Raw genomic sequence first — 24936 nt, 5'->3', positions numbered from 1 at the left:
AAGGGAGCTGTTTATTATGAGTTCACCAATGACCGATGGGAAAACCATTATTTTGAGGCTGGAGATGGATACCCATCTAGCCCAATTCGGTAAAGCGGCTACAGCCATCGAGCAGGCTAATGGGGATATTATCGCCATTGACGTCATTCAAACGGACAAAAACAAGAGCATTCGCGATCTGACCGTAAAAATGGCGGAGCAAGGCGCTGCCGAGCGTCTAACTAAAGCATTAGGGGCATTGCCGGGCATTCGATTGATCCATATATCTGATCGCACCTTCCTGCTGCACCTCGGCGGTAAAATAACGATTCAGCCCAAAACACCGATACAAAACCGTGACGACCTATCACGCGTCTATACACCCGATGTCGCAAGAGTTTGTCAGGCCATTCATGAAGAGCCATCGAAGGCCTTTACGCTTACAATCAAGCGGAATACAGTTGCCGTCATATCGGACGGAAGTGCCGTACTCGGTCTAGGCAACATCGGTCCTTATGCAGCAATGCCGGTTATGGAAGGCAAGGCGATGCTGTTCAAGCAATTCGCTGATGTGGACGCGTTCCCCATTTGTCTCGATACACAGGATACCGAAGCGATCATAGCTACGATCAAAAATCTCGCGCCAGCATTTGGTGGCATTAATCTAGAGGATATATCGTCGCCTCGCTGCTTTGAAATTGAAAAGAGGCTGCGGCAGGAGCTTGATATTCCTGTCTTCCATGATGATCAACATGGAACAGCCGTTGTATTATATGCGGGCCTGCTTAATGCGCTCAAGCTGACCGAACGAAGCTTGCATGAGGCGCGTATCGTCGTTTGCGGAATTGGCGCAGCAGGGATCGCATGCACGAAGATGCTGCTTGCCGGAGGAGCCCAGCATATTATAGGGGTCGACCGTGCAGGCATATTAACCGCAGAGCAAAGCTATGACAATCCAATGTGGCAATGGTATACGGAGAATACAAATTCGGAACGAATCAGCGGCAGCTTAGCGGAAGCTCTTCAAGGTGCTGATGTATTTATAGGCGTATCAGCTGGGGGCATACTTTCTCGAGAACTTATTGAGACGATGGCGCAGCAGCCTATTGTATTCGCAATGGCAAATCCCGAGCCTGAAATTAGGCCGGAGCTGGCTGAGGATATTGTAGCCGTGTTCGCAACGGGAAGATCAGATTACCCTAACCAGATCAATAATGTATTATGCTTTCCGGGAATTTTCCGCGGAGCGCTGGATAGCCGCGCTACCATTATTAACGAGGAAATGAAGCTTGCTGCTGCCGAAGCTATTGCATCTGTCATTAGTAATGATGAGCTAAGCCGTCTATACATTGTGCCAAGCGTTTTCAACACGCGAGTCGTGGAGGAGGTCCGCCGCCGCGTCATTCAAGCCGCGCAGGAAAGCGGAGTTTCGCGAAGACAACCTCGGGAATAAATTACATGGTTATAAGCGGCAATCTGTTCTTGCCGTGTGTGCCGCTTAGTATCGTTAATGGTGACTGCTAAGCGGTTTTTTTATGAATAGATTGCGCCGTAAAAGTATGACACCTATCATCTGTTTAACCGTATTAAATATGATATAATAAAATATGGAGCGCGAAGCGCTTTTTCAACAAGCAGCAACATATATTAGCATATAAAGGAATTCCGCTTAGTTCAGTTGTTAAGCTGGCTTTATGTGCAGGTTAGTTGAAGGAAAGGGAGCCTGGTAATGTTTCAAGCTGTAATCGATTTTTTAAAGGATTTCGGACCATTAGGACTGTTCATTCATGCTTTCTTTGATGCAGTTATTTTTCCGATTCCAGCGTTCTTCCTTCAAGTATCATTAAGCTTACTCAATCCCTCTACAGCAATATGGCTGGCCACCGTTGGCTATATAGGCTGCCTCTTAGGAACTCCAGTTGGGTATTACCTAGGCAAACTAATGGGAAAATCCGTGTTATATAAGTTTTTAAAGAAAGAATGGATTGACAGTGCAACCGACCGATTTCAGAAAAATGGCGAAACAGCTATTCTAATCGGATCATTCACGCCAATCCCCTTTAAAGTATTTACTATTTTATCAGGATGCTTAAATTTTCCACTATGGCGCTTGATCGGCTACGCGGCAATCGGAAGGGGGCTTAAGTTTTATACGGTAGGCTTACTATTCTATTTCTACGGCCGGGCAGCAGAAGGCATGGTTAAGAACGTATCGTTATATATTTTCTTAGGCGCAGTGCCAATCGTGGTCATATTCCTCCTATTTCGCAAAAGACTTCGCAAGAAAAAAGAGCTTGAAAAGAATACTTCTGCACCAGCAGTTGACCAACCAGAAGATACAAATATACGGCTTGGATCATAAGCCAGTATTATTTCTTCATTTCTAAATATGCAAATACGTAATATATATTCATAAATAAAGGGCTCTGTTGCCAACAGAGCCCTTTGCTTGCTTAATACTTCCTTCAGCGGTTTAATCCGCATTGCCTCTTGGAAATTCGAATGAACCCTATAGCGCGCTGCCGCCGTATAAAAAGCGATATTCCCAGTGTGTGCCTTCCATGCTGCTGATGGTCACGCCGCCGCTCTCCTTGGAATACGTATGTAGAATCTTTCCGTCTCCTAAGTATATGCCATCATGTGAGATAGCTGCCTTGGATTTGTTTATTCCGGTATATGCGGATGCTTTCGAACCTTTATAGTCCATGAAGAAAACCACGTCGCCACGTTTTAGGTTTTTCCAATTCGTTGTTGTTCCGCCTTTTTTCTTCACATAATCCCCTTGCTGACGCGAGTCAGCCGGCAGCTTCAGGCCTGCGCCGTCAATAAACGCTTGTCTGACAAAATCTGAGCAATCAAATGTCGTAGTTGTGTTGCGGTCAGATCCGTATTCGTAAGGAGTGCCGATATATTTCATGCCTGCCGCGATTACTTTTTCAACTGAACCTTTAACAGATTCCTCTGGGAGGGTTGTTGACGTATCGTTTCCGTTATTCGAAGAGCTGCCTCCACTCGATGACACGCCCCCTGTAACAGTACCTTTGACATCCAAATAGGAGTCTTGTGTGCTTACATATCCACGAATGCCATCGCTATCCTTCACCTCATACCAATAGCTATTCGTCTTGGCGAGTACGGCAACCTGTTCTCCCTTTTTCAAGTAGCGGATTCGTTCTCCCGATGTTGATGGCGATTTCCGGAAAGAAACGGATGCTTTAACGACAGCTGTTGCAATATTCGATTCGACCTTATTTTGAACTTTCAAATAGTTCGATGATGTTGATAAGTATCCTGTTTTCCCTTTGGAGTCCTGAATTTTGTACCAATAAGAATTTACTTTTTCTATAATTGTTACTTCTTCACCTTTTTTCAAGCTGCGAATGATTGACGCGCTTGTGGACGGAGCAGAACGAAAATTCACACCCGATTGAACTTCAGCCGATTGTAATGCCCAAGCGGCAGGAGCTGCTATGGAACTAAACATTAAAGCTGCAGTTATCGTAGCTGTTGCCACTTTTTGCTTCATATTATATTTCATGATGTTGGTCTCCCTTGATGTGTAAATATTGTGGAACTCACCCTATTGTAAGTTCGACAGACATAGACAAGCATCGTCCATTCTTCCTATTTGACGAATTGCAGAAATGGGAACAGAGCCTCAAGCCTTTACAGTTAAAAAATACAAAAAGGACATCTTCGACTCGAAGATGCCCATTGTTAATCAACTACTAACCCTTTCCTCCGTAGGCTGGGCTATGCAACAGCCCCAACGCTCTAAAGGTTCAAATATCCATTTATACAAACGGTACTTTAGACTCATTTTTACCCTAGCCACAAATCATTGGAAACAATTACCGATTTGAATTAATGTATTTTTGTAGCTTTGTTCACAGCATTATCCAAATGCCCGTCAGGCTCCACATGAACATGCACGCTCATAATATTGTGCCTTTTCCTCATACGTTGCTCAATTTCATCGCTTATTTCATGGCTTTCAATTAGCGAGAGATCAGGATCAACCTGTACGATAACATCAATAAGAACATGGCTTCCATGGACGCGGGCTTTAATATCCTTAATTGACTTCACTCCCTTTGTTTTTGCAATTGAAGAACGCAAGGAGGATAGCTCTTTTTCATCAAAACCGTCCGTTAACGCATGAGAAGCGCTATAAAAAATATCCCAGGCCGTTTTGCAAATAATAACGCCAACAGCTATTGCTGCAACGGGATCAAGCCACGGTAACCCGAATTGTGCGCCAATGATTCCGACTGCCGCTCCCGTACTGACAAGCGCATCTGACAGATTGTCTTTGGCGGCAGCTAGGAGCGCCTGATTGTTGATTCGAATAGCCAGCCTGCGATTATAAAAGTATACAGCTCCCATGCAAGCGGCACCAAATAAAGCAATCCAGGCAGATAATAAATTCGGAATATGTTGATTCGAAGCAAACAAAGATTTAATAGCACTAATTAGAACCTGAATGCCTACTGTAGCCATAATGAAGGAAGCCATTAACGCCGCTATCGTCTCAGCGCGAAAATGTCCGTAAGGGTGATCCTTGTCCGGAGGCTTCTGCGAAATCCGTAAGCCAATTAAGACAGCACCTGATGCAACAATATCGGTGAGGTTATTAAAACCGTCCGCAACGAGTGCTCCTGACACAAACCAATAGCCTGCAACGAGCTTAAGCGTAGAAAGTAACAAATAGGAGCAGATACTAACCCATGCACCCTTCTCACCCTGTTTAATCTCCTCATACTGATTCAGTTTCAATTCCCTCCCAAGCACAGATACTTCTATTATCAACTAACCATTATCAATTCAATCCAAACCATGCCTTCTCTTTTTATTGATGAACAGCCTTATGCAGAAAAAGAAGCAGCCGGATAAAAATCGACTGCTTCTTTTTCATATGATCAATCTTTATTCTATTTCGTAGATTTTGAATAATTCATCGAGCATGAGGTTTGCAGCAATTACACCGCCAGATGTATTCCAGATCGCATCGCTCACTCGAATCGCTTTATTGTTCTTCACTACTTGAAGGCTTTGCCAAAGCGGATCCTTCAGCATTTCTTCTTCCATGCTTGTTCCTTTACCATCACCAGTATCATACGTGAAGTAGAACAGCATGTCGGCGTCTACTTCTGGAAGGCGTTCCTTTGTAATTTCTTCTACAAATGTATCTGAATATTTCTGATTATCAGGACGGGTAATGCCAAGCTTGGAAAACGCAATTCCTGTAAAAGTATCTTCTAAGTAAATACGCGTTTTGCCGGCCATAAAGCGTACAACAGAAACTTTCTGATTCAGCTTGTCACCAGCTTTTTCCTTAAATGATGCTGCGCGGCTGTCATAGTCGGCAATTGCTTTTTCGCCTTCTGCTTTTTTGCCGATTGCTTCTGCGTACAATTTAAAGTTAGCTTGCCATTCACCGCGAAGCGTCTCAGAAAATATGGTTGGTGCTATTGCATTAAGCTGGTCATATACTTTTTCTTGTCGTAATTTATTGCCAATAATGAGATCGGGCTTAAGGCTTGCAATAAGCTCCATGTTCGGCTGGCTCTCATCGCCAACAACCGTAACACCTTCCATATCTGCTTTAATGTGATCATACCACGGATCGCCAGTCCAAGATTTGACTGCACCCACTGGTTTAACGCCAAGACCCAGCAGCGCTTCCGTTCCTTCGTTTGTTAGCACCACTATACGAGTTGGCGTTCCTTTAATTTCAGTCTCGCCCATTGCATGTGTAATTTTCCGAACATCTTCCGCTTTAGGTGTATCGGAAGCTGCTGGAGTCGCCGCATTTCCATTGCTATTATTGGAATTAGCTTGGCCGCATCCAGTAACGACTACTGCGATCGATAACAAAGCCGCAGCAGCTGTCCAATTTAATTTTCTTTTTAATGTTTTAAACATTTGTAATTTACTCCCTTTCTCATTGAAAATGATTCTCATTATAACTACAAACGAAACTATAGCAGGAGGATAAAAGAAAGTCAATCCTTTTAGTGATAATGATTTTCAAACTCATTGACAGTGCATCCATGTTACCATAAAATATTTGAGTAGCAACAAGCACCGAGAGAAGAGGAAAAGATAAACTTATGGATACTCTATTAACAACGCGTTCTCGGAAGATTGCTGGGCTTATCGCCTTGTTTCTCTTCTTTGTGGCGGGTATGATTTGCAGTATCGCCTTCGGAGTGACAAATATCAGTTGGCGGACAATCTTACTTTCATACACAGAATTTAACGGCTCGCAAGAGCATCTGATTATCCAGAATGCAAGGATGCCGCGTGCGTTCATAGCCGCTGCTGCTGGGGCTAGCCTGGCCGTAGCCGGCGCATTAATGCAAGGAATAACCCGTAATCAGCTCGCTTCGCCAAGCCTCTTCGGAATAAACGCCGGCGCCGCTTTCTTTATAGTAGTCGGGTCTGCATTCTTCGGAGCAAGCGGTATGTCGGCATTCGCCACACTAGCCTTTATCGGAGCGGCGTTTACATCCATACTCGTGTATGTGCTTGGTTCAATCGGAAATGATGGCCTTACCCCGCTTAAAGTGACATTGGCAGGCGCAGCATTAACAGCCTTTTTCTCATCTCTATCACTTGGTGTTCTGTTAACAGGCGGTCAAACCTTCGATCAAGTTCTGTATTGGTTCGTCGGCTCTGTAGCTGGACGTGATATGAATATTTTCTCAGCGGCAGCCCCATTTACTGCTATCGCACTTATTGGCGCACTTTTTCTAGCGAGACATATGAATGTGCTTGCGCTTGGCGAGGATGTCGCTGTCGGCTTAGGACAAAAAACCATCTATATTAAACTTGCAGCTGGAATCATTATTGTTCTGCTTGCAGGAGGTTCCGTATCGATGGCCGGCCCAATCGCATTCGTAGGTATCATAGTGCCCCATCTGACTCGTTATTTAGTTGGCATTGATTACCGCTGGATCATTCCATACTGTGCAGTTCTAGGCTCCATCCTTCTTTTGGCTGCTGACATAGGCTCGCGTTATATATTATTTCCAAAGGAAGTTCCTATTGGCGTAATGACTGCTATTATCGGTGTTCCTTTCTTTGTATACATTGCTAGAAAAGGAGGAGGAACCCTTAATGAATAATTGGATTACATTTCGAGGGTGGAAACACTCGTTTCAATTGCAGCGGCGAACCATAATGATGATCCTCCTTTTGATTATAGCCAATCTGAGCGCAGTTGTTTTATGCGTCGGCCTAGGCAGCAAATCAATCAGTCTGCCTAACGTTATCCGAGCCCTTCTGGGAATAGGAGACTCATCGGATTCCATGATTATTTTCTCGCTTCGAATGCCGCGCGTAGTCATTGCTATTTTGGTAGGATCAGCGCTCGCCGTTTCTGGAGCTTTGCTTCAAGGCATTGTTCGCAACCCGCTCACTTCACCAGATATAATCGGCATTTCGGGAGGCGCTTCACTCGGCACCGTCATTTTTATATTGTATTTCTCACATTTAAGCATTCGTTACATGCCTATCAGCGCAATAGCAGGAGCATTTGCCGCCGCTTTCCTTATTTATTTATTCGCATACCGCCGCGGCATTACGCCTCTGAGACTCGTGCTGATCGGTATCGGCATGGCAACTGCGCTAACTGCTGTCACTTACATGCTTATTCTGACAGCATCCTTTACACCGACTGCAGTAGCGGTTAAAGCATTCACGTTTATGACAGGCAGCATTTATGGCGTTTCTTGGAAACGGGACGTATGGACCCTGCTTCCATGGATCATCGTACTTTTGCCAGTAGCTATTATTTATGCAAGACATTTAAACGTACAGGAGCTTGGAGACGAGGTGGCAACTAGCGTTGGTAGCTCTGTCCAGATGAAACGAACGATACTTCTAATTATAAGCGTAGCATTGGCAGGCGCGGCTGTAGCGATCGGCGGCGCAATCAACTTTATCGGATTAATGGCTCCGCATATTGCACGCAAGCTTGTTGGACCCGCTTATGGCGGCGTCATTCCTGTTTCTGCATTAATCGGCTCGCTTGTATTGCTTCTGTCTGATCTCGTAGCTAGAACTGCCTTTATTCCACTCGATATTCCCGCAGGCGTCTTTACCGCGGCAATAGGAGCGCCGTTCTTTATCTACTTACTTTATCGTCATCGCAACGGGGCGTAACTAACGATCCCGTTTCTAAATAGATTGAAAGGGAGTGTTTCCCGTGTCCAGCATCCAAGCCAAAAACCTTACTTTATCCTATGGGCAAAAAGCAATTTTCTCCAATCTTGACCTGCAAATTCCGGCAGGCAAAATCACTGTATTCATTGGCAGCAACGGTTGCGGTAAATCTACGCTGCTTCGTTCACTCGCCCGTCTGATGAAGCCAACAGAAGGCTCAATCTTGCTTGACGGCAGTCAGATAGCTAAGCTTTCAAGCAAGGAGGTGGCTAGAAAGCTCGCTATCCTCCCGCAAGGCCCTATAGCACCGGAAGGACTGACCGTTCATCAGCTTGTTAAACAAGGCCGTTATCCTTACCAAAGCTGGCTGCAGCAATGGTCGCATGAAGATGAGAAGCTGGTTAAGAAGGCGCTTGAAGTGACGCATATGAGTGAGTTGTCCAATCGCTCAGTCGATTCACTTTCGGGCGGGCAAAGGCAGCGCGCTTGGATCGCGATGACACTCGCTCAGAATACGCCAACTATTCTGCTAGATGAGCCTACAACATACCTCGATATGACTCACCAGATCGAGATTCTTGATCTGTTATTTGACTTAAACGAGCAGGAGAATCGTACAATTGTAATGGTTCTTCACGACATTAATCTCGCTTGCCGCTATGCGCATCATATTGTAGCGGTCAAGAATGGCCGTATTCATGCGCAAGGCGAGCCCGGAGTCATTATGAACAAGCAGCTAATTCGTGATGTATTTGATATGGAATGCCAAGTAACAGCCGATCCGTTATTCGGAACGCCTCTTTGTATTCCTCATGGCAAGGGTCGCAAGCTTGCGACGCCATTAAACAAGGCATTGTAGACGACGTGCGTAACTGAGTTATCTAACTCATCTCATTAGAGGCATATTGGGGATGGGTTTATGGAGTATAGAGCTAGTTTCTAGCTCTATTTGTTCAATATTGGTTGATTTCATGGAAATAGAGCTAGATTTGGACCTCTGTCAATAAAGTGGACACTTATTTAGGAGAATTAGCTAGCGCTTTTCTTATGAAAAAGCGCAGCAAAGCGAACTGGTGATAAATAGCCAAGTGAGCTATGGATACGTTTGCGATTATAGAAAAGCTCAATGTATTGGAATATTTCATCATAAGCTTGCTTCTTCGTCTTGAATGTCTTGCAGTAAACCAGCTCTTTCTTGAGTACGCTATGAAAAGATTCCATACTCGCGTTGTCATAACAGTTACCTTTACGGCTCATGCTGGCTGTCATCTTATAGGAGGAAAGCTTTTCTCGATATTCGGCAGAAGCATACTGCGAACCACGATCGGAGTGATGGATAAGTCCCTTTTTGGGTTTTTTCGTCTTAAAAGCATCTTCTAATGCGCCAAGGACAAGTTCAACAGTCATTCGAGCAGCAAGCCGCCAACCTACAATTTCACGTGTACAGAGGTCGAGAACACTGGCCAAATAAAGTCGTCCTTCACGACAAGGAATGTAGGTAATATCCGCTGCCCACACCCGGTTAGGCTCCTCTGTAGCAAACTGTTGATTCAGGATGTTCGGAGCTACAGGCTGGTCATGGTTGGAATCGGTGGTGTTTACTCTGAATTTCCTTGAAACACAGGAACGCAATCCTACCTCATTCATATAGTTGCTTACCGTACGTTCACAGGTGTTTATGCCCTCTAACGAGAGCATATGGGTAATCTTCGGACTACCATAGATCCCTTTGGTATCGTGGAAATGATAGTTGATTCGCTCGATTACAGCTGCCTTGCGAAGCTTTTGCTCACTAGGTTTAGCTAGTTTCCACTTATAATAACCGCTCCGAGAAATCTCCATGACCTTGCACATCTTCTCTAGTCGATACTCAGAGCGATGATCTTCGACAAATTGGAACCTTAGTTCTTTTCTTTGCTGAAGATGTGCAGAGCCTTTTTTAAAATGGCCAATTCTTCTTGGAGATCTGCTAGCGCTCGCTCTTTCAGTTGATTTTCGCGTTCTTTCTCTTTTAATTGTTGTTCTAATTGACGAACTTTCTCGGGGTTTGCTAAAGATTCATTGTCGAATTCTCGGTACTTGGCTAACCATTTGTGTACAGTACTCGAGGAAATATTTAATTCTGTAGCAATCTCCGGTACGGACTTCGTCTGATCCTGAATATATTTAACCGTTTGCTTCTTAAAATCTTCATTAAATCGTTGACGTTGCTCCCCCATAAAGGACACCTCTTTCTTCGTTAAGTAAATTATCCATTTCTCCTTAACAGGTGTCCACTTTTTATTCTAGCTCTAATTCTAGCTCTATTTGTCATATTGTTGCCCATTAGAGTCGCATTAACGGGTATATAAAGAAAATAGAGCTAATTTCTAGCTCTATTCCTCCCGTATTATACTACCTTCTAAGAAACAACCTCATAGATCCTTGCTTCATAAGGCTTTAATTCGATTTGACTGCCGTCATTCCACTGTGTCGCCGTATCTTCATATGAACCAAGAACGAGCTTAAGCTCAAGCTGCTTGCCGCCAAACACAGACTCCGAAATTTCAAATGATCGTGATGATTCTCCGTGATTCAACAGCACGATCCATTCTGTCTCTTCATACTCCCGAACATACACATAAAGATGAGGATCGTCTTCACTAATATCGGTGAAATTGCCGTAAACCATGACCGGATTGCTCTTACGAAGCTGGATCAGCTTCCGATAGAACGCAAGTACAGAATGCGGGTCTCGTTCTGCCAGCTCCACATTTATTTCATTATAATTCGGATTAACCTTGATCCAAGGCGTTCCGCTGCCAAAGCCTGCATTGATGTCCGCATTCCACTGCATTGGCGATCTGGAATTATCACGGCTGAGCGGCTGCAACGAGCGTAAGACGTCTAACGGCTCCTTCCCGTTTCCTACTTCCTCCTCATACCTATTAATCATGGCGATATCTTGATATTCCTCTATCGTTTCATAATTCACGCCAGTCATACCAATCTCTTCACCCTGGTAAATATACGGAATGCCAGGCAGCGTGTGGATCATCGTTGCGAGCAGCTTAGCCGATTCCACCCGGTATGTCTTGTCGTTGCCATAGCGCGTTACTTGTCTCGTATGATCATGATTATTAAGGAATTGTGAGCCAAAGCCGCGGCCATTCAATGCTTCGGCCCACTGCTTCTGAATACGTTTGAAGCGAGCCATATCCCAGACCGGCATTTCATCCGCTACTTCGAAGTGAAACAGCGTGTTCAGCTCCTCCCGCTGCTCATCTACGAATAACACCCCTGTCGTTGGCGTAGCAAATGCAATTTCGCCGACTGTCATCATATCGTAATGACGGAAAACCTCTCGGTTCATTTCCTGCAAATAATCATGCAATCCCGGATTATGAGTCAAGTAACGGATATCGAACGGATCTTCTGCATCCGTGAAGTGCTCTGGCTTCGCCAATAGCGCAAGTGCATCCAGACGCAGCCCGTCTACTCCTTTATCCAGCCAAAACCGTAGCATTTGATAAATTTCGTTGCGCACCTCTGAATTAGCCCAGTTCAAATCCGGCTGCTCAATGGCAAAAGAATGCATGTAGTATTGCTCAGTTGCCTCATCCTGCTCCCAGCAGGACGGATTGAAATAAGAACGCCAATTGGTCGGCGGATTAGCAGGATTACCTGCCTTGCCGTCATGCCATATATACCAGTCCCGTTTCGGGTTATTTCGTGAAGAGCGAGATTCCTTAAACCACGGATGCTCATTCGACGTATGATTAACTACAACATCCATCATAAGCTTCATTCCGCGCGCATGCGTTTCAGCAAGCAGCAGATCGAAGTCAGCCATGGTGCCCGCCTTTTCCATAACAGCATAATAATCGGATACATCATAGCCATTGTCCTTATCAGGCGATACATTGAAAGGATTAATCCATAGCATGGTAACACCAAGCGATTGAATGTAATCCAGCTTTTCGATTACACCTTGCAAATCACCAATTCCGTCTCCATTTGAATCCCGAAAACTGCGCCAATAAACTTGATATACAACCGATTCTTTCCACCATGAGATCTTTCCATCCATTATTATCTCTCCTATTCATTATCTATCTATTCATTTTTAGAAATACAAATGGCGCAAACGAGGACATGAAGTCCATCCGCTGCGCCATTCCTTTGCTCCCATACATTCGTTCAGCTTAACCTTTAACCGATCCGCCAAGCATTCCACGAACGAAATATTTTTGGAGGGCAAAAAATACGGCCAATGGCATCAGCATGGATACGAATGCAGCAGCTGTTAACAGATGCCAATCATTTCCTCGTGAGCCGACCATATTCGCAATATTCATGGACAGAACCTGTACTTCAGGCTGGCTGCCGAGGAAAATAAGCGATACAAGGTAGTCATTCCAAACCCATAGAAACTGAAAAATACTAATTGAAGCAAGCGCAGGCACAGAAAGCGGTAATATAAGTTTACTGAAAATCGTAAAATTCGTAGCGCCATCCATAAAAGCTGACTCGAACAAGTCCTTCGGCAGCTGACTGATGGAGGTGTACATAAAATATGTGATTAATGGCAGTCCAAACGCCGTATGCGCAAGCCATATACCGAAGTAGGTACCATTTAACCCTAATGACGTATAGTCCCTTAAAATCGGAATGAGCGCGACCTGCAGCGGCACAACAAGCAAAGCAATTACGATAACAAATAGAGTTTTTCGCCCAGGAAATCTAAGCCAAGCGAATGCATATGCCGCGAAGGAAGCAATAAAGATGGGAATTACAGTTGCCGGTATAGTAACGGCAATTGTATTCCAGAAGGAACGCGACATACCGCTGCCTTTCTCTGTCTTGGTCGTACCGTCTGGCATTGTAATGGAATAGGTTTTCCCGCCAAGCACGGTTTCGTAGTTCTGAGTCGTAAAGTTCGAAATAATCGTCCATTCCTTCTCCTGAACCATTACAAGCCGAGCGCGTCTATTTTCCCAAATCAGACGTTCTCCATCTGCAACCACGCCTTCACGCAGCTGGTCATCCGTAAACGTAACGCCATTTACAACGATTGAACCCTTGAGATCAGTTTCCTTCGGCAGCTGTATTTGTTCCGTTGTCTTCCACTCGCGATGCGGCAGAATGTTCCACCAGCCCGTTGATAATATGTCAGCAGCAGGACGGAACGAGGATACGAGCAGTCCCAGCGTAGGGATCGTCCAGATGAGACAGATGACGGCTAATACGATGTTCACAAGCCATTTCGACTTGCGAATCTTCTTTTGTCTACTCATTTAGAAGCCCCCCTCTCTTCGGAACTGACGCAGGTTAATGATGATTACCGGAGTAACGGCCACAAGAAGCACAATCGCCAAGGTAGAGCCGTAGCCCGCATTTTGGTACATAAAGAGCTGTCTATAGAACTGTGTCGCCACTACATCCGTCTCATATTGTCCACCCGTCATGATCATAACCACGTCGAAAATTTTGAGGGTGAACACAATAATCGTTGTTGTAACTGACAGCAGCGTTCCTGCGATATATGGAATCATAATCTTAAAAAAGATCCTGATCTCGCCCGCGCCATCCATCCGAGCGGCCTCCAACATATCTTCTGGAATGCTCTTTATCGCAGCTGAGAAAATAACCATCGCGAAGCCCGTTTGCATCCAAATGAGGATGACGATGAGAAACAGATTGTTCCAAGGCTGAATCATGCTGAGCCAAGCCTGCGGCTCTCCGCCGAACTTCACTACAATAGCATTCAAAAGCCCAATCTGGTCTTGCCCAGGCTGGTAGTAATAAATGAACTTCCAGATTACGCCGGCAGCAACGAATGATATAGCCATTGGCATGAATATAAGCCCTTTAGCAATTTTCTCGAAGCTGCTGCGATCAGCCAAGATGGCAATCAACAGGCCTAAACTTACACAAGCCAGAGTACCGAAAAACACCCAAAGCAGGTTGTTACGGAGCGCCATAACAAGGAGCCTATCGGTAAATACAGCCACATAGTTGGCGAAACCGACAAAGTTGACCGAGCTTGCATCAAAAAAGCTCAAGTAAAGAGTTCGCAATGTCGGAAAAACAAGCAACCAACCAAGCAGCAGCACTGCTGGTCCGACAAATACAAAAGGCAATATTCTTCGCTTCCATTTATCCGGGTATTGCTCGACTACCCAGTTAAATGAGTAGTAAATGGAATAAATGCCAAGTGCGCCCCATACGACCGCCAGAACCGCATTCATGATGGGCGGAAGGCTTGATTCGCGAAAAAACAAAAAAATGCTCCAGTGAATGGCAATATTTATGACCGGCACCAGCACGGATATTAACAGTAGACGCAGAGCATTGCCTTTCCTAGCCTGTAATTCCATAACGAAACCTCCTTCAAGCTTTGTGAACAAAGCTACTTCGTAAGCATTATCTTAAGCTTTGTGAAACAAAGCTACTTCGTAAGCATCTTCTTAAGCTTTGTGAAACAAAGCATAATTAAAACTAGAGAGGGGCTCTGCCGTTTAGCGAGAAGCCCCTCATTTTCCATCAAGCCGCTGTTATTTCTTCCAGCCTGTTTGAATTTCCTTCAATGCAGTATCCAAATCAACAGTTCCGCTGACCCAGTCTGTCATACCCTTCCAGAACGTACCTGCTCCAACTGCTCCAGGCATGAGGTCAGACCCGTCAAAGCGGATAGTGTCTGCTGTTTTAACGAATTCAGCCATGCGACGCTCTTGATCATTCGGATACCAGGACGGATCCGCGTCATTCATCGGTGCTGTTACGCCACCTGTTTGAATCCATGTTTTGAGCGAATCGCCTGTTGTGAAAAACTCCATAACAGCACGAACTTCTGGACGATCGTTAAACATAGCATAGATATCTCCGGAAATGAGCGCCGGTGTCCCGTACTTCTCATCAATTGATGGGAATGGGAACCAATCATAATCATCAGCAGTCAAGCCTTCAGGGAAGAAGCTTGTAATAAATCCAGCTTGGCGGTGAAGCCATGCTTTCGGTGGATTATCGAATAAAGGTTTAACCGCATCGCCGAATGATGTTGTAGCGATTGATTTGCGTCCGCCGTATACATAATCAGCGTTGAACCAAATTTCAGCCATTTTCTCAGCTGCGTTCTTAACTACTGGGTCTGTGAAAGGAAGCTCACCGGATACCCATTTGTCATAATTTTCAGGAGTTGTCGTGCGAAGCATGATGTCCTCCATCCAGTCTGTAGCCGGCCAGCCTGTTGCCGTACCGCTCTCGATGCCAATGCTCCAAGCCGGGTCGCCGTCTTTTGCAATATCATCCGTTAATTTCATAAGCTCTGCCCATGTTTTGGGTACAGTATAACCTGCTTCAGCGAATGCCTTCTTGTTATACCAAACTAGGCTTTTCACAGAGCTGCGAGCCCAAACGCCCGCCATAATGTCACCGCCAGCGCCTGGCATTGTACCCATGTCCAGCCAGCTTGCATTATATTGCTTGTTTAAGTAGTCATCGCTCAGGAATGATTTAATATCGATAACTTTTCCAGCTTTTGCAAAGCCGCTCAGAAGACCCGGTTGCGGGAAATCTGCAATATCAGGAGCATTATTGCCGTTTACGCGAACCGAAATCGTTGCTTCGAACTCTTTGGAGCCTTCGTAAGCAATATCAATTCCTGTTTTTTCTTCAAATGCTTTAATGCTCTCATTAAATTTCACTTCATCCGCATCAGTGAACGGACCGAACATCGTTACCTTTTTGCCTTTGAAATCTCCATTCATTGCTTTCGCTAGAGCCGAGTCTGACGAATTATTAGTTCCGCCTTCATTGCCTTTGCCAGGATTAGCTGTTGGCTCATTTTTATTATTGTTACTTTTCCCTCCGCAAGCAGTAATTGCCATTGCGAGTACTAACATGAGAATAAAGGTTGTCATTGCTTTCTTTGTTTTTCTGGTAGACACAGACCTCATCCTTTCGTATTTAAGTAACTAATTAATTACATACACGTACTTTACCCGATTGAAACAAAACTCACCCCCTTTAAAATAACAATTTAGACAAACTTTATTCCGAAACCAAAGGGTCAGCTGCTTAGGCCTAAGACAGTTGGTATTTTATCCTTTTTCATAACGCCTTGTAGACTCTCGTATTACTAAACGGTGCGGCAGCTTTTCTCTCAGCTGTTCCACCTTACCTCTTGTAATGAGCTCGTAAAGCTTATGAACACTTCGGAAACCAATGTCGTAGGTCGGCTGATCCATCGTCGTGAGCTTTGGAATAAACATTTCCGCCATTCGGATATTATCAAACCCGACTACGGATATATGCTCGGGGACGTATCTGCCATTCTCTCGCAAGTACGAGATGGTACCCATAGCAAACTCATCAGATGCGGCAAAAACTGCCGTTAGCTCCGGGCAGCGTGTTAATAGCCTTTCTGCTGCTGCAAAAGCATGCTTGAATCGATGCTCAGCATATTCCACGCATGAATCGTAAGCAGCCAAACCATTATCGCGAAGTGCACGTTGGTACCCGTTATAACGCGGCTGGCCTGATATCGTATCTCCAAGAGGAAAACTTATCATTCCGATTTGTCGGTGGCCTTGATCAATCAGATGCATAACCGCTTCATAGGCAGCTTGCTCATCGTCTATGTCAACAGAAGGTATGTCATACTCCGGGGCATTCGTAGATGCTAGGACGAAGGGCAGCCGATAGCGCTGCATCTCTTCGTAATATTCCATATGCAATGAATCGCTTGTAAATATTATGCCGTCTACTTGCTTCTCAAAGAAGCTTTGAACATAGGCTACTGTCCGACTTTTGTCTCGATCTGTATTGCAAATCATTAAGCTGTGATTCAGCATAACGGCTGCATCCTGCATTCCGCGAATCAATCCGGCATAGTATGGATTCTCAATATCCGGAATCATCACGCCAAGCGTATCCGACTTTTTGAATATTAGTCCTCTTGCGAATGCATTCGGTTGATACTGAAGCGCTTGTATCGCATCCAGAACCTTTGAACGCTTCTCCGCCGCGACTGTCTCCGGTGCATTCATAACCCGTGATACAGTGCTTATGGACACTTCGGCATATTTCGCGACATCGTGTATAGTCGGTTTCATGATAGCACGCCTTTCTTGTCATTAATGCTAGGGTAGCAACCATGCTTGGAAAGTTTAAGTTCCCTATATTCCATACTTTATAAGTATAAGTTACCATATATTATGTCTGAAAAGCTTTTCTGAAAACCTTTTCATCGATAGTATAGCTTCTTTTTCACCATTACGCAACCTATTTTCTTTAAAGCTTGTCTCTCCTTAACAAGCAAAAAAACGCCGACCTTATGGTTTCCCATTATGGTCGGCGTTCCTATTCATTTCTTTTCCGCTTAAACCGCGTACATACGCTGGCGAAGCTCCTTCACTTCTGCACTTTCTAAATATTCATCATAAGTCATCATACGGTCAATAATACCGTTTGGCGTAATTTCAATGATGCGATTCGCAATCGTCTGAACGAACTGATGGTCATGTGAAGTAAATAGAATTGTACATTCTGTATCCGTTAGGCCATTATTAAGAGCCGTAATGGATTCCAAATCCAAGTGATTCGTTGGCTCATCCAGAATAAATACGTTTGCGCCCTCAAGCATCATCTTGGAGAGCATGCAGCGAACCTTCTCTCCTCCGGACAATACGCTAGCTTTCTTAATCGCATCGTCGCCTGAGAACAGCATCCGGCCCAAGAATCCGCGAATAAACGTTTCATCCGGATCCTTCGAATATTGACGCAGCCATTCCACAAGGTTCAAATCTACACCGTCGAAATAAGCAGAGTTGTCCTTCGGGAAATAAGCTTGCGTCGTTGTAACGCCCCATGAGTAAGAACCGGCATCTGCCTCAACTTCACCCATTAGCAGTTGGAACAACAATGTTTTCGGCAAGCTGTTAGGACCAACAAAAGCAACTTTATCGCCCTTGTTAATCGCAATCGTGAGATTATCGATGACTTTCTCGCCATCGATGCTCTTCGTCAAGCCGTCAACAAGCAGCAATTGTTTGCCAGCTTCCCGTTCCCCCTTGAAGAGGATAAATGGATATTTACGATTTGACGGGCGAATATCATCAAGCGAAATTTTTTCAAGCAATTTCTGTCTGGATGTAGCTTGCTTCGCTTTCGATTTGTTCGCGCTAAAGCGTTGAATAAAGGCTTGCAGCTCTTTAATTTTATCTTCTTTCTTCTTGTTCTCTCCGCGCATCAGAGAAAGAGCCAGCTGGCTGGACTCATACCAGAAGTCATAGTTACCTACGTACATTTGGATTTTTCCGAAATCGATATCCGCAATATGCGTACAAACTGTATTCAGGAAGTGCCTGTCATGGCTGACTACGATTACAGTGCCTTCGAAATCAGCAAGGAAATCTTCTAACCAACGAATGGATTCGATATCCAAGTGGTTGGTAGGCTCATCGAGCAGCAGAATGTTTGGAGTACCGAACAAAGCTTGCGCAAGCAATACGCGAACTTTCTCATTACCGCCAAGCTCAGCCATCTTCTTGTCATGCAGGTCAGGCGTAATGCCAAGGCCGTTAAGCATTTCTGCTGCCTCTGATTCCGCTTCCCAACCATTCATGTCAGCAAATTCAGCTTCAAGCTCGCCGGCACGCATGCCGTCTTCATCGGTGAAGTCCGCTTTGGCATACAATGCGTCCTTCTCCTTCATAACCTCATAAAGCCTCTTATGGCCCATCATTACCGTTTCGAGTACAACCGACTCGTCATAGGCATAATGGTTCTGACTCAAAACCGCTAGACGTTCACCCGGCGTTATATGCACTTCTCCGTGGGATTGTTCAACCTCACCGGAAAGTATTTTTAGAAATGTTGATTTACCCGCGCCGTTAGCGCCAATCAAACCGTAGCAGTTGCCTGGTGTAAACTTAATGCTTACATCTTCAAAGAGCGCCCGCTTCCCGTAACGAAGCGTTATGCCACTAGTACTAATCATTCTTTAATCCCGTCCTTCACTACGAAATAGCAATATATCGTTTCATTATACCACAGTTCGCTCGGAAACCGAACCTTCTTTTGACTAGTGTATTTCCATCCATACTGCTCATGTATCAATTAATAGCTTTTATGACGTCGCAAACTACACGATTGCTAATAATGTCGCGATTCTCTTCCGTCATGTGGTACATTTTAATGCTTGGAAGCTCTTTTAACGAATCGATTGCAGGATGGTTATCCAAACATATTGTACCTAAGATGACATACTGGTTACTGGAGAACGCCTCTTTAATCATATGCTGAAAAGGAACCGAGAGCATCTGCATAAAGCCGATTTCATCAATAACGGTTATTTTCTTGGAGAGCAGAGATTCGCTAACAGCACGCAAGGCTAAGTTTTCAAATTTATCTACATCAACACCATATCTACCTATTCTCATTGAACTGTTGCTATGAACGCTAGCCATCACATCGCTTTCACCGGTGAGAGTTATACATCTAAAGCCTTCACGGTCTACTGCATTGCGAATTTCCTCCGTATAAAAACCGCCGCATTTGTCCACTCCTAAATGCTTCGCAATTGATTTAATGGCCGTACTTTTACCGATCCGCGGCTTGCCTCTTAGCAAAAAGATCTTATCCATAGCAGCCTCCCGAGCCTAATATTTCAAAATAAAAATACCCCTTCTTAAGTGATCAACATATTGTCATCACTTAAGAAGAGGCTTCTGCTTGTTTATTTCGTTAAGCAGCTAAGGCTGCTGTAATAATAGTGGCTAATCCCAGCTCAGCTTAATTTCATTGCCTGTGCGGGACGATTCGTAGATGGCGTCAAGAATGCGGTTGTTCGTGTAACCCGAAATCGCAGATGTTATAGGCTGCCTGTTTTCACGAATGCAATCGATAAAATGCTGGCTCATCAGAATGCGATCCTCTTCACCATCAAGCGGGGTAATATCATTCTCGACTACCTCGTTATTTGTATGTGTTACATACTTTCCGTTATTGCCCACCATTGCAACACCGCCCTGAGTACCCATTAAATGAATGAAAGGGTCCTCTGACAAAAATGCTGCATGCGCTGCCCAGCTTACTTCCAACGACAGCGTTGCGCCGTTATCAAGCTTAATAAGTGCGGATGCCAAATCCTCGACGTCATAATAACCATCCCAATTCGGAGTTCCCCAAGTACCTACGCCTTGCCGATTCGGCCCGAATTCCGCGTAAGTCGATCCATATACGGAAACCGGCTTCGGGTTACCCATCAAATAGAGAGATAAGTCAAGCATATGAACCCCGATATCAATTAGCGGCCCGCCGCCCGCTTGATCTTTGCGAGTGAACCATGAGCCCCAGCCAGGAATCCCTTTCTTGCGGAACCAGCCTGCTTTCGCATTATATATATGGCCAACATCGCCATTATCAATATGCTGCTTCAGAGCACGGCTAAGTCCTGTCCAACGCATCTGATGCGACATCATTAATATTTTACCGGATTTTTCAGCTTCCTCTACGATTTGGCGAGCCTCTTCGGAATTGATAGCCATCGGCTTCTCCAGCAGGACGTGCTTGCCTTGCTTCAACGCCTCGATAGCAAGCGCAGCATGAAAACGATTGGGAACGCCAATCACTACCGCATCAAGAGTCGGGTCCTCAAGCAATGCTAACGGATTTTCATGGACGGTCTCTATGGCGTACTCCACAGCACGCTGTTCAGCAAGCGGCAAATAAACATCTGTTACAGCAGCCACATCAATTCCCTCTAGCTTATTGAACGTCTGCATGTGGATGTTGCCGATTGCACCTGCCCCAATAATGCCGAGGCGAATATTCGAGTTAATCATTTAAATCCTCCTTAAAATGTTGTGGAGCAATACTTCCTTTGCCTAGTATACCGTTATCGCATCCTTTCGTCATTGCGTGTTTTTGGCACGCTTTTGTACGCGTTTGTCATTTGCCCGACAGAAGCCAAGTCTCCCCATGAGGAAGGACGAGAACTCGTCCTTCCTCAATTTCCCGCTTTCTTCGATCGGCCTCCAATCGGTCGAGAGCCTCGCGCGGCGTATCGTCAGCAAGCTTGAACGCTCCGTAGTGCATCGGTACGAACCATGCTGCGCCTGTATCCATGAAAGCCTGCAGCGCCTGTTCAGGCGTCGTATGCTGCGGACCCATGAACCATTCCGGCTCGTAAGCACCGATTGGCAGGAGCGCTACGTCAATCGAGAAACGGTCGCCAATGTCCTTAAAGCCTTGGAAGTAGCCGCTATCCCCAGCGAAATAAATAGTCGGAGTATCCGATACGACTGGTCGGCCATCATGAAACTGTTCATTTTCGGTTAATATATTCGCTTTTGAAATACTAGCTGTTCCTGCTTTCATTGGTGCTTCTCTGCTAGGGTAGCTGATCCGCTTACCACTCTTGGAAGCTGCCGGCTCGATCACCCAGCCTCCCCAGTGCGAGCTGTTCGCATCCCAAGGATTGCGCCTTGTCGAATGCTGCGAAGGAACAAAGGTGAATTTAACTCCGTTAATATGGACAGACTCCCACCAATGAAGCTCCTTGATGCGAAGGAAACCCTTCTTCCTTAGTTTTGAGCTTAACCCAGCCGGGACAAGCAGCTGCCTTGGTCCAATGAGTCTGCGAAGCGTATTTATATTTAAATGATCATAATGGGAGTGCGAAATCAAGACAACATCAATCGGCGGCACATCTTCGATAGGAATACCCGGCGGCGTTAGTCTTTTTTGGAAAGCCATCTGGTTCGACCAGACAGGATCTGTTATTATATTAAGCCCGCCAAGCTGAATAAAAAACGTTGAATGACCTACCCATGTAAGGGATGGCCACTTTCGATTGTTTTCCAAATAAGCTATATCTGGAACGGCGCTCGGAACGGTGAATGAATAATCCTTCAATTTCAGCCGGCGAATTCGCTCTTGACGCCATCTTTTAAATTGTTTCATTGACGTGTGATGCTCGATCGGATCAATGTTGGCAAATCGTTTCAACTTCAATTGTCCATCCTCCCTTGCCGTGATTTATTATTTTACTAAGATACCAATCTGAAGGTACTTATTGCAAATTAAGATTTTGCAATAAGCGACTAAATAAGACATCGTTTTCTGCCCCATGCATTCGCATCCATATTGAAAATCAGTTACACTTAGTCATATATGTTTACACCTAAGATTACGTATTCGACGCAAATTTTGTTCCTTAAGGAAGAGCACATTTACGACATCATAAAATGCAGGAGGATTCCTCATGAAACTAATTTCAATAGAACCGACGCCTAGCCCAAATTCCATGAAGCTGAATGTTGATGAAATGCTGCCGCGTGGACGCAGACTTACTTTTAAATCCAGCGAAGCAGCTGAAGCTCCTGAGCTGCTGCAGCAGCTTTTGCAAATTAAAGGCGTTCGAAGCTTATTCCGTACGGCTGACTTCATTGCTCTAGACCGTCTTCCGGGTGCAGACTGGGCTGCTATTCTGGGAGAAGCAGGACAACTGCTGCAGAAGGATAACGCTGACAGCGATCAAACCAGTAACGGTATAGGCGCGAATGCAAGCTTCGGCGAGGCTCAGGTACTTGTGCAAATGTATCGCGGCATTCCAATGCAAGTTCGTGTGCGTATGGGAGACGGCGAGGCTCGTTCAGCGCTTCCGCCCCAATTCGCTGAGGCCGTTGGCCGCGCAGCAGGGTCGGGTATGATTCGCGAGCGCAAGCTGGAGGAGTTTGGAGTCCGATATGGAGAGCCTGAGGAAATTGCCGCAGAAATCGTCCGTGAACTGGAAGCTTCTTATACACAGGAACGACTTGAAGCGCTTATTCAAGCTGCCCTCGAGCTAGGAAATGCAGCAGGCACGGAAATGGCTCAGCCTGCAGTCAGGCCGGCTCCATTAACGCTTGAAGAAGCGCAGGAGCAATTCACATCTTCGGATTGGCAGGTTCGTTATGCTGCGCTTGAGCGCTACGTCGCATCTGTTGAAGGCATTCCATTGCTTGCGGAAGCAATTAAAGATGAGAATACGTCTATTCGCAGGCTCGCTGTCGTCTACTTAGGCGACCTTCGATCCCCAGAAGCGCTGCCGTATTTATTTGCCGCATTGCGTGATTCCTCCACTTCTGTTAGACGGACAGCAGGCGATACACTGTCCGACCTTGGCGATCCGGCCGCAATAGGACCGATGATCGAATCGCTGCGTGACAAGAATAAGCTTGTAAGATGGCGGGCTGCCCGCTTCCTCTATGAAGCAGGAGATGAATCGGCAATCGAGGCGCTGCGTGAGGCCGCGAAGGACAATGAGTTTGAAATTCAACTGCAAGCGCAAATGGCGCTTGAGCGGATTGAACGCGGCGAGGAAGCCGCTGGCTCGGTCTGGCAGCAAATGACTGCTGCCAGAAACAAAGAGCAGTAATGCACCCCAAGAACAAAGCAGACCCAAACGACTAATCGTTTGGGTCTGCTTTGTTCTCATGTGTATATTGTTAACGCTGGTATTGAAGCTGAATACGAACAAGCAATGAACCATCTCCACCATACGGCTCATAGCTGGCTTTGTAACCGACTGCTATTTTTGTCCCTTGGAAGGAGGCCTTCAGCGCCTCTGGAAACTGTTCGCCCTGCTTGAATCTAAATTCTAAGCTATTCGTGCGTGAATCCAGTGCTGATTTAATCATGCGTGCGAGCTGTTCAGAGCTAGACACCGTATATTCTGGCTCAAGCCAATGCAAGCCAAGCGACAGCTTCAGCTTACTAAAGCGATCACGCTGTGAAAAATTACCATTTTGCTCCAGTTTACGTATTGTAACCGCATAGGATGTGTTTGCTTCAGGATAAGATTTCGTCCATTGATGATCGACACGCATCTCTTTATCTGATTTCAAATAATAATGATACCGGATCGAGTCATTTCCTGTCTCCGTCGCTTGCGCAGCTTGCGAATTGCCTACTGCCAAGCCGACAGGATCATCCCAAGTCAAATCCAGATGATACCATGCACCGTCCAGCTGCACCATATTCCAAGCATGCTCTCCTGTGTTTACCGTGCCCTCAGCAATACGCACCTTAATACCAGCTTCGTTCAGCATTTTGTAGCCTAGCAGCGAGTAGCCCTGACAAACGGCTTCTCCCAATGTGACTGCATCATACGCTGTATAGTGAGACAAGGTTTGATCATATTCAACATGGCTCACAATCCAATCATGAATAACTTTTATTTTCTCATGATCATTCATGACTGGCGTGATCATGCTCGCCAGCGCCTTCGCTACCACTCGGTCAACGGCTGCTGTTTGCTCTAATGATTCCCGATAACGCGCTTCAATCGAGATCGTCGACTTCGTTCCCCAGCTCCGAATGGTATAAATATAAGATTCTAGAATGTAAGCAGAATAATCATCATGAGTAAGCGCAGCACGAATAACATCTGTCATTTGATCCGAAAGCTTCTGCTTGTCCCCCGTATAGGTGACAGAAAAGCGTTCGGAACGAGCTTTAAATTCCTTGGCAATTGTAAGCTCTAATTGTTCCAGCTGATTTGTTTTCTCCACCGCAGTCACCTCTTTCGACTCCGCTAAAGCGGGAAACAAATCCAGTTTCATATCCATATAGAATACAGCTGCAATAATGACGGCCACGACCAACAGCTTCGAAGCTATTCTATTCATACGAACCTCCTAATCTTGTTGTGAGGCAAAAAGAAGGAATAATAGTACAAGCTTGGGCTGAAACAAAACAGAACATACATGTAATCAAACTGTAATCTTTCTCTCATCTTCGTTTCATCTTATGCTTATATAA

Annotated in this window: 21 protein-coding genes; 6 read left to right on the top strand and 15 right to left on the bottom strand. The window is 45.3% G+C overall.

All coding sequences use genetic code 11. The features are described from left to right. The first annotated feature begins 16 nt into the window (after positions 1 to 16). Together CEF13_RS06100 and CEF13_RS06095 are read left to right on the top strand one after the other, a co-directional pair. Positions 17 to 1432 (top strand): NAD-dependent malic enzyme, encoded by a 1416-nt coding sequence (locus tag CEF13_RS06100; RefSeq protein ID WP_102709891.1) that lies wholly within the window; start codon positions 17 to 19, stop codon positions 1430 to 1432. A gap of 276 nt (positions 1433 to 1708) precedes the next feature. Further along, positions 1709 to 2341 (top strand): YqaA family protein, encoded by a 633-nt coding sequence (locus tag CEF13_RS06095; protein WP_102709890.1) that lies wholly within the window; start codon positions 1709 to 1711, stop codon positions 2339 to 2341. Between the two features lie 147 nt (positions 2342 to 2488). On the opposite strand, the gene CEF13_RS06090 is transcribed toward CEF13_RS06095, so the two are convergent. From CEF13_RS06090 to CEF13_RS06080, 3 genes are all read right to left on the bottom strand, one after another. Next, a complete protein-coding gene (locus CEF13_RS06090) occupies positions 2489 to 3517 on the bottom strand; it encodes a C40 family peptidase (protein WP_243864709.1) in 1029 nt (342 codons plus the stop codon). A gap of 326 nt (positions 3518 to 3843) precedes the next feature. Beyond that, complete coding sequence (locus tag CEF13_RS06085) at positions 3844 to 4749, bottom strand: cation diffusion facilitator family transporter (RefSeq protein ID WP_102716234.1); 906 nt, start codon at positions 4747 to 4749, stop codon at positions 3844 to 3846. A gap of 156 nt (positions 4750 to 4905) precedes the next feature. Further along, the gene (locus CEF13_RS06080; RefSeq protein ID WP_102709889.1) at positions 4906 to 5904 is read right to left on the bottom strand and encodes an ABC transporter substrate-binding protein; all 999 of its coding nucleotides are present in this window, start codon (positions 5902 to 5904) and stop codon (positions 4906 to 4908) included. A 188-nt stretch (positions 5905 to 6092) separates the two neighbouring features. On the opposite strand from CEF13_RS06080, the gene CEF13_RS06075 reads away from it, so the two are divergent. Genes CEF13_RS06075 through CEF13_RS06065 form a run of 3 tightly spaced genes read left to right on the top strand, consistent with a single transcriptional unit; the run spans position 6093 to position 9007 of the window. Beyond that, positions 6093 to 7109: a FecCD family ABC transporter permease gene (locus tag CEF13_RS06075; protein ID WP_102709888.1), complete on the top strand. Its 1017-nt coding sequence runs from the start codon at positions 6093 to 6095 to the stop codon at positions 7107 to 7109. Then, positions 7102 to 8148, top strand: a complete 1047-nt coding sequence (locus CEF13_RS06070) for a FecCD family ABC transporter permease (protein WP_102709887.1) — start codon at positions 7102 to 7104, stop codon at positions 8146 to 8148. The genes CEF13_RS06075 and CEF13_RS06070 overlap by 8 nt, the downstream gene beginning before the upstream one ends. A gap of 43 nt (positions 8149 to 8191) precedes the next feature. Next, positions 8192 to 9007 carry an ABC transporter ATP-binding protein gene (locus CEF13_RS06065; RefSeq protein ID WP_102709886.1) on the top strand — a complete coding sequence of 272 codons (816 nt, stop codon included), beginning with the start codon at positions 8192 to 8194 and terminating at the stop codon, positions 9005 to 9007. A gap of 170 nt (positions 9008 to 9177) precedes the next feature. Here the strand turns inward: CEF13_RS06065 and CEF13_RS06060 are convergent, their stop codons facing one another. The 11 genes from CEF13_RS06060 to CEF13_RS06010 all read right to left on the bottom strand — a co-directional run bounded on the left by CEF13_RS06060 (position 9178) and on the right by CEF13_RS06010 (position 22095). Further along, on the bottom strand, positions 9178 to 10101 hold the full coding sequence (locus tag CEF13_RS06060; RefSeq protein WP_244917140.1) for an IS3 family transposase: 924 nt from the start codon (positions 10099 to 10101) through the stop codon (positions 9178 to 9180). Further along, the gene (locus CEF13_RS06055) at positions 10050 to 10367 is read right to left on the bottom strand and encodes a transposase (RefSeq protein WP_102709085.1); all 318 of its coding nucleotides are present in this window, start codon (positions 10365 to 10367) and stop codon (positions 10050 to 10052) included. Before CEF13_RS06055 ends, CEF13_RS06060 begins: the two co-directional genes overlap by 52 nt. A 182-nt stretch (positions 10368 to 10549) precedes the next feature. Further along, positions 10550 to 12217 carry a glycoside hydrolase family 13 protein gene (locus CEF13_RS06050; RefSeq protein WP_102709885.1) on the bottom strand — a complete coding sequence of 556 codons (1668 nt, stop codon included), beginning with the start codon at positions 12215 to 12217 and terminating at the stop codon, positions 10550 to 10552. Positions 12218 to 12332: 115 nt separating this feature from the next. Further along, positions 12333 to 13424, bottom strand: coding sequence for a carbohydrate ABC transporter permease (locus CEF13_RS06045; RefSeq protein WP_102709884.1), 1092 nt, complete (start codon positions 13422 to 13424; stop codon positions 12333 to 12335). Then, positions 13425 to 14507 (bottom strand): carbohydrate ABC transporter permease, encoded by a 1083-nt coding sequence (locus CEF13_RS06040; RefSeq protein WP_102709883.1) that lies wholly within the window; start codon positions 14505 to 14507, stop codon positions 13425 to 13427. 177 nt (positions 14508 to 14684) lie between these two features. Beyond that, complete coding sequence (locus CEF13_RS06035) at positions 14685 to 16085, bottom strand: ABC transporter substrate-binding protein (RefSeq protein ID WP_424992001.1); 1401 nt, start codon at positions 16083 to 16085, stop codon at positions 14685 to 14687. Positions 16086 to 16229: 144 nt separating this feature from the next. Then, the gene (locus CEF13_RS06030) at positions 16230 to 17243 is read right to left on the bottom strand and encodes a LacI family DNA-binding transcriptional regulator (RefSeq protein ID WP_102709881.1); all 1014 of its coding nucleotides are present in this window, start codon (positions 17241 to 17243) and stop codon (positions 16230 to 16232) included. Positions 17244 to 17509: 266 nt separating this feature from the next. Next, the gene (locus CEF13_RS06025; protein WP_102709880.1) at positions 17510 to 19129 is read right to left on the bottom strand and encodes an ABC-F family ATP-binding cassette domain-containing protein; all 1620 of its coding nucleotides are present in this window, start codon (positions 19127 to 19129) and stop codon (positions 17510 to 17512) included. Between the two features lie 115 nt (positions 19130 to 19244). Beyond that, positions 19245 to 19775, bottom strand: coding sequence for a nucleoside-triphosphatase (locus CEF13_RS06020; RefSeq protein ID WP_102709879.1), 531 nt, complete (start codon positions 19773 to 19775; stop codon positions 19245 to 19247). Between the two features lie 132 nt (positions 19776 to 19907). Further along, positions 19908 to 20975: a Gfo/Idh/MocA family protein gene (locus CEF13_RS06015; protein ID WP_102709878.1), complete on the bottom strand. Its 1068-nt coding sequence runs from the start codon at positions 20973 to 20975 to the stop codon at positions 19908 to 19910. Between the two features lie 106 nt (positions 20976 to 21081). Continuing rightward, positions 21082 to 22095 (bottom strand): MBL fold metallo-hydrolase, encoded by a 1014-nt coding sequence (locus CEF13_RS06010; protein ID WP_424992003.1) that lies wholly within the window; start codon positions 22093 to 22095, stop codon positions 21082 to 21084. 301 nt (positions 22096 to 22396) lie between these two features. Here CEF13_RS06010 and CEF13_RS06005 point away from each other — a divergent pair, with 301 nt between their 5' ends. Next, positions 22397 to 23551 (top strand): virulence factor, encoded by a 1155-nt coding sequence (locus tag CEF13_RS06005; RefSeq protein WP_102709876.1) that lies wholly within the window; start codon positions 22397 to 22399, stop codon positions 23549 to 23551. Positions 23552 to 23621: 70 nt separating this feature from the next. On the opposite strand, the gene CEF13_RS06000 is transcribed toward CEF13_RS06005, so the two are convergent. Beyond that, positions 23622 to 24803 carry a transglutaminase domain-containing protein gene (locus tag CEF13_RS06000; protein ID WP_102709875.1) on the bottom strand — a complete coding sequence of 394 codons (1182 nt, stop codon included), beginning with the start codon at positions 24801 to 24803 and terminating at the stop codon, positions 23622 to 23624. Between the last annotated feature and the right edge of the window lie 133 nt (positions 24804 to 24936).

Origin of the sequence: Paenibacillus castaneae (assembly GCF_002884445.1) — a bacterium.
In the GTDB taxonomy this organism is placed as follows: domain Bacteria; phylum Bacillota; class Bacilli; order Paenibacillales; family Paenibacillaceae; genus Pristimantibacillus; species Pristimantibacillus castaneae.
This window is presented reverse-complemented; position numbering and strand designations above follow the sequence as displayed.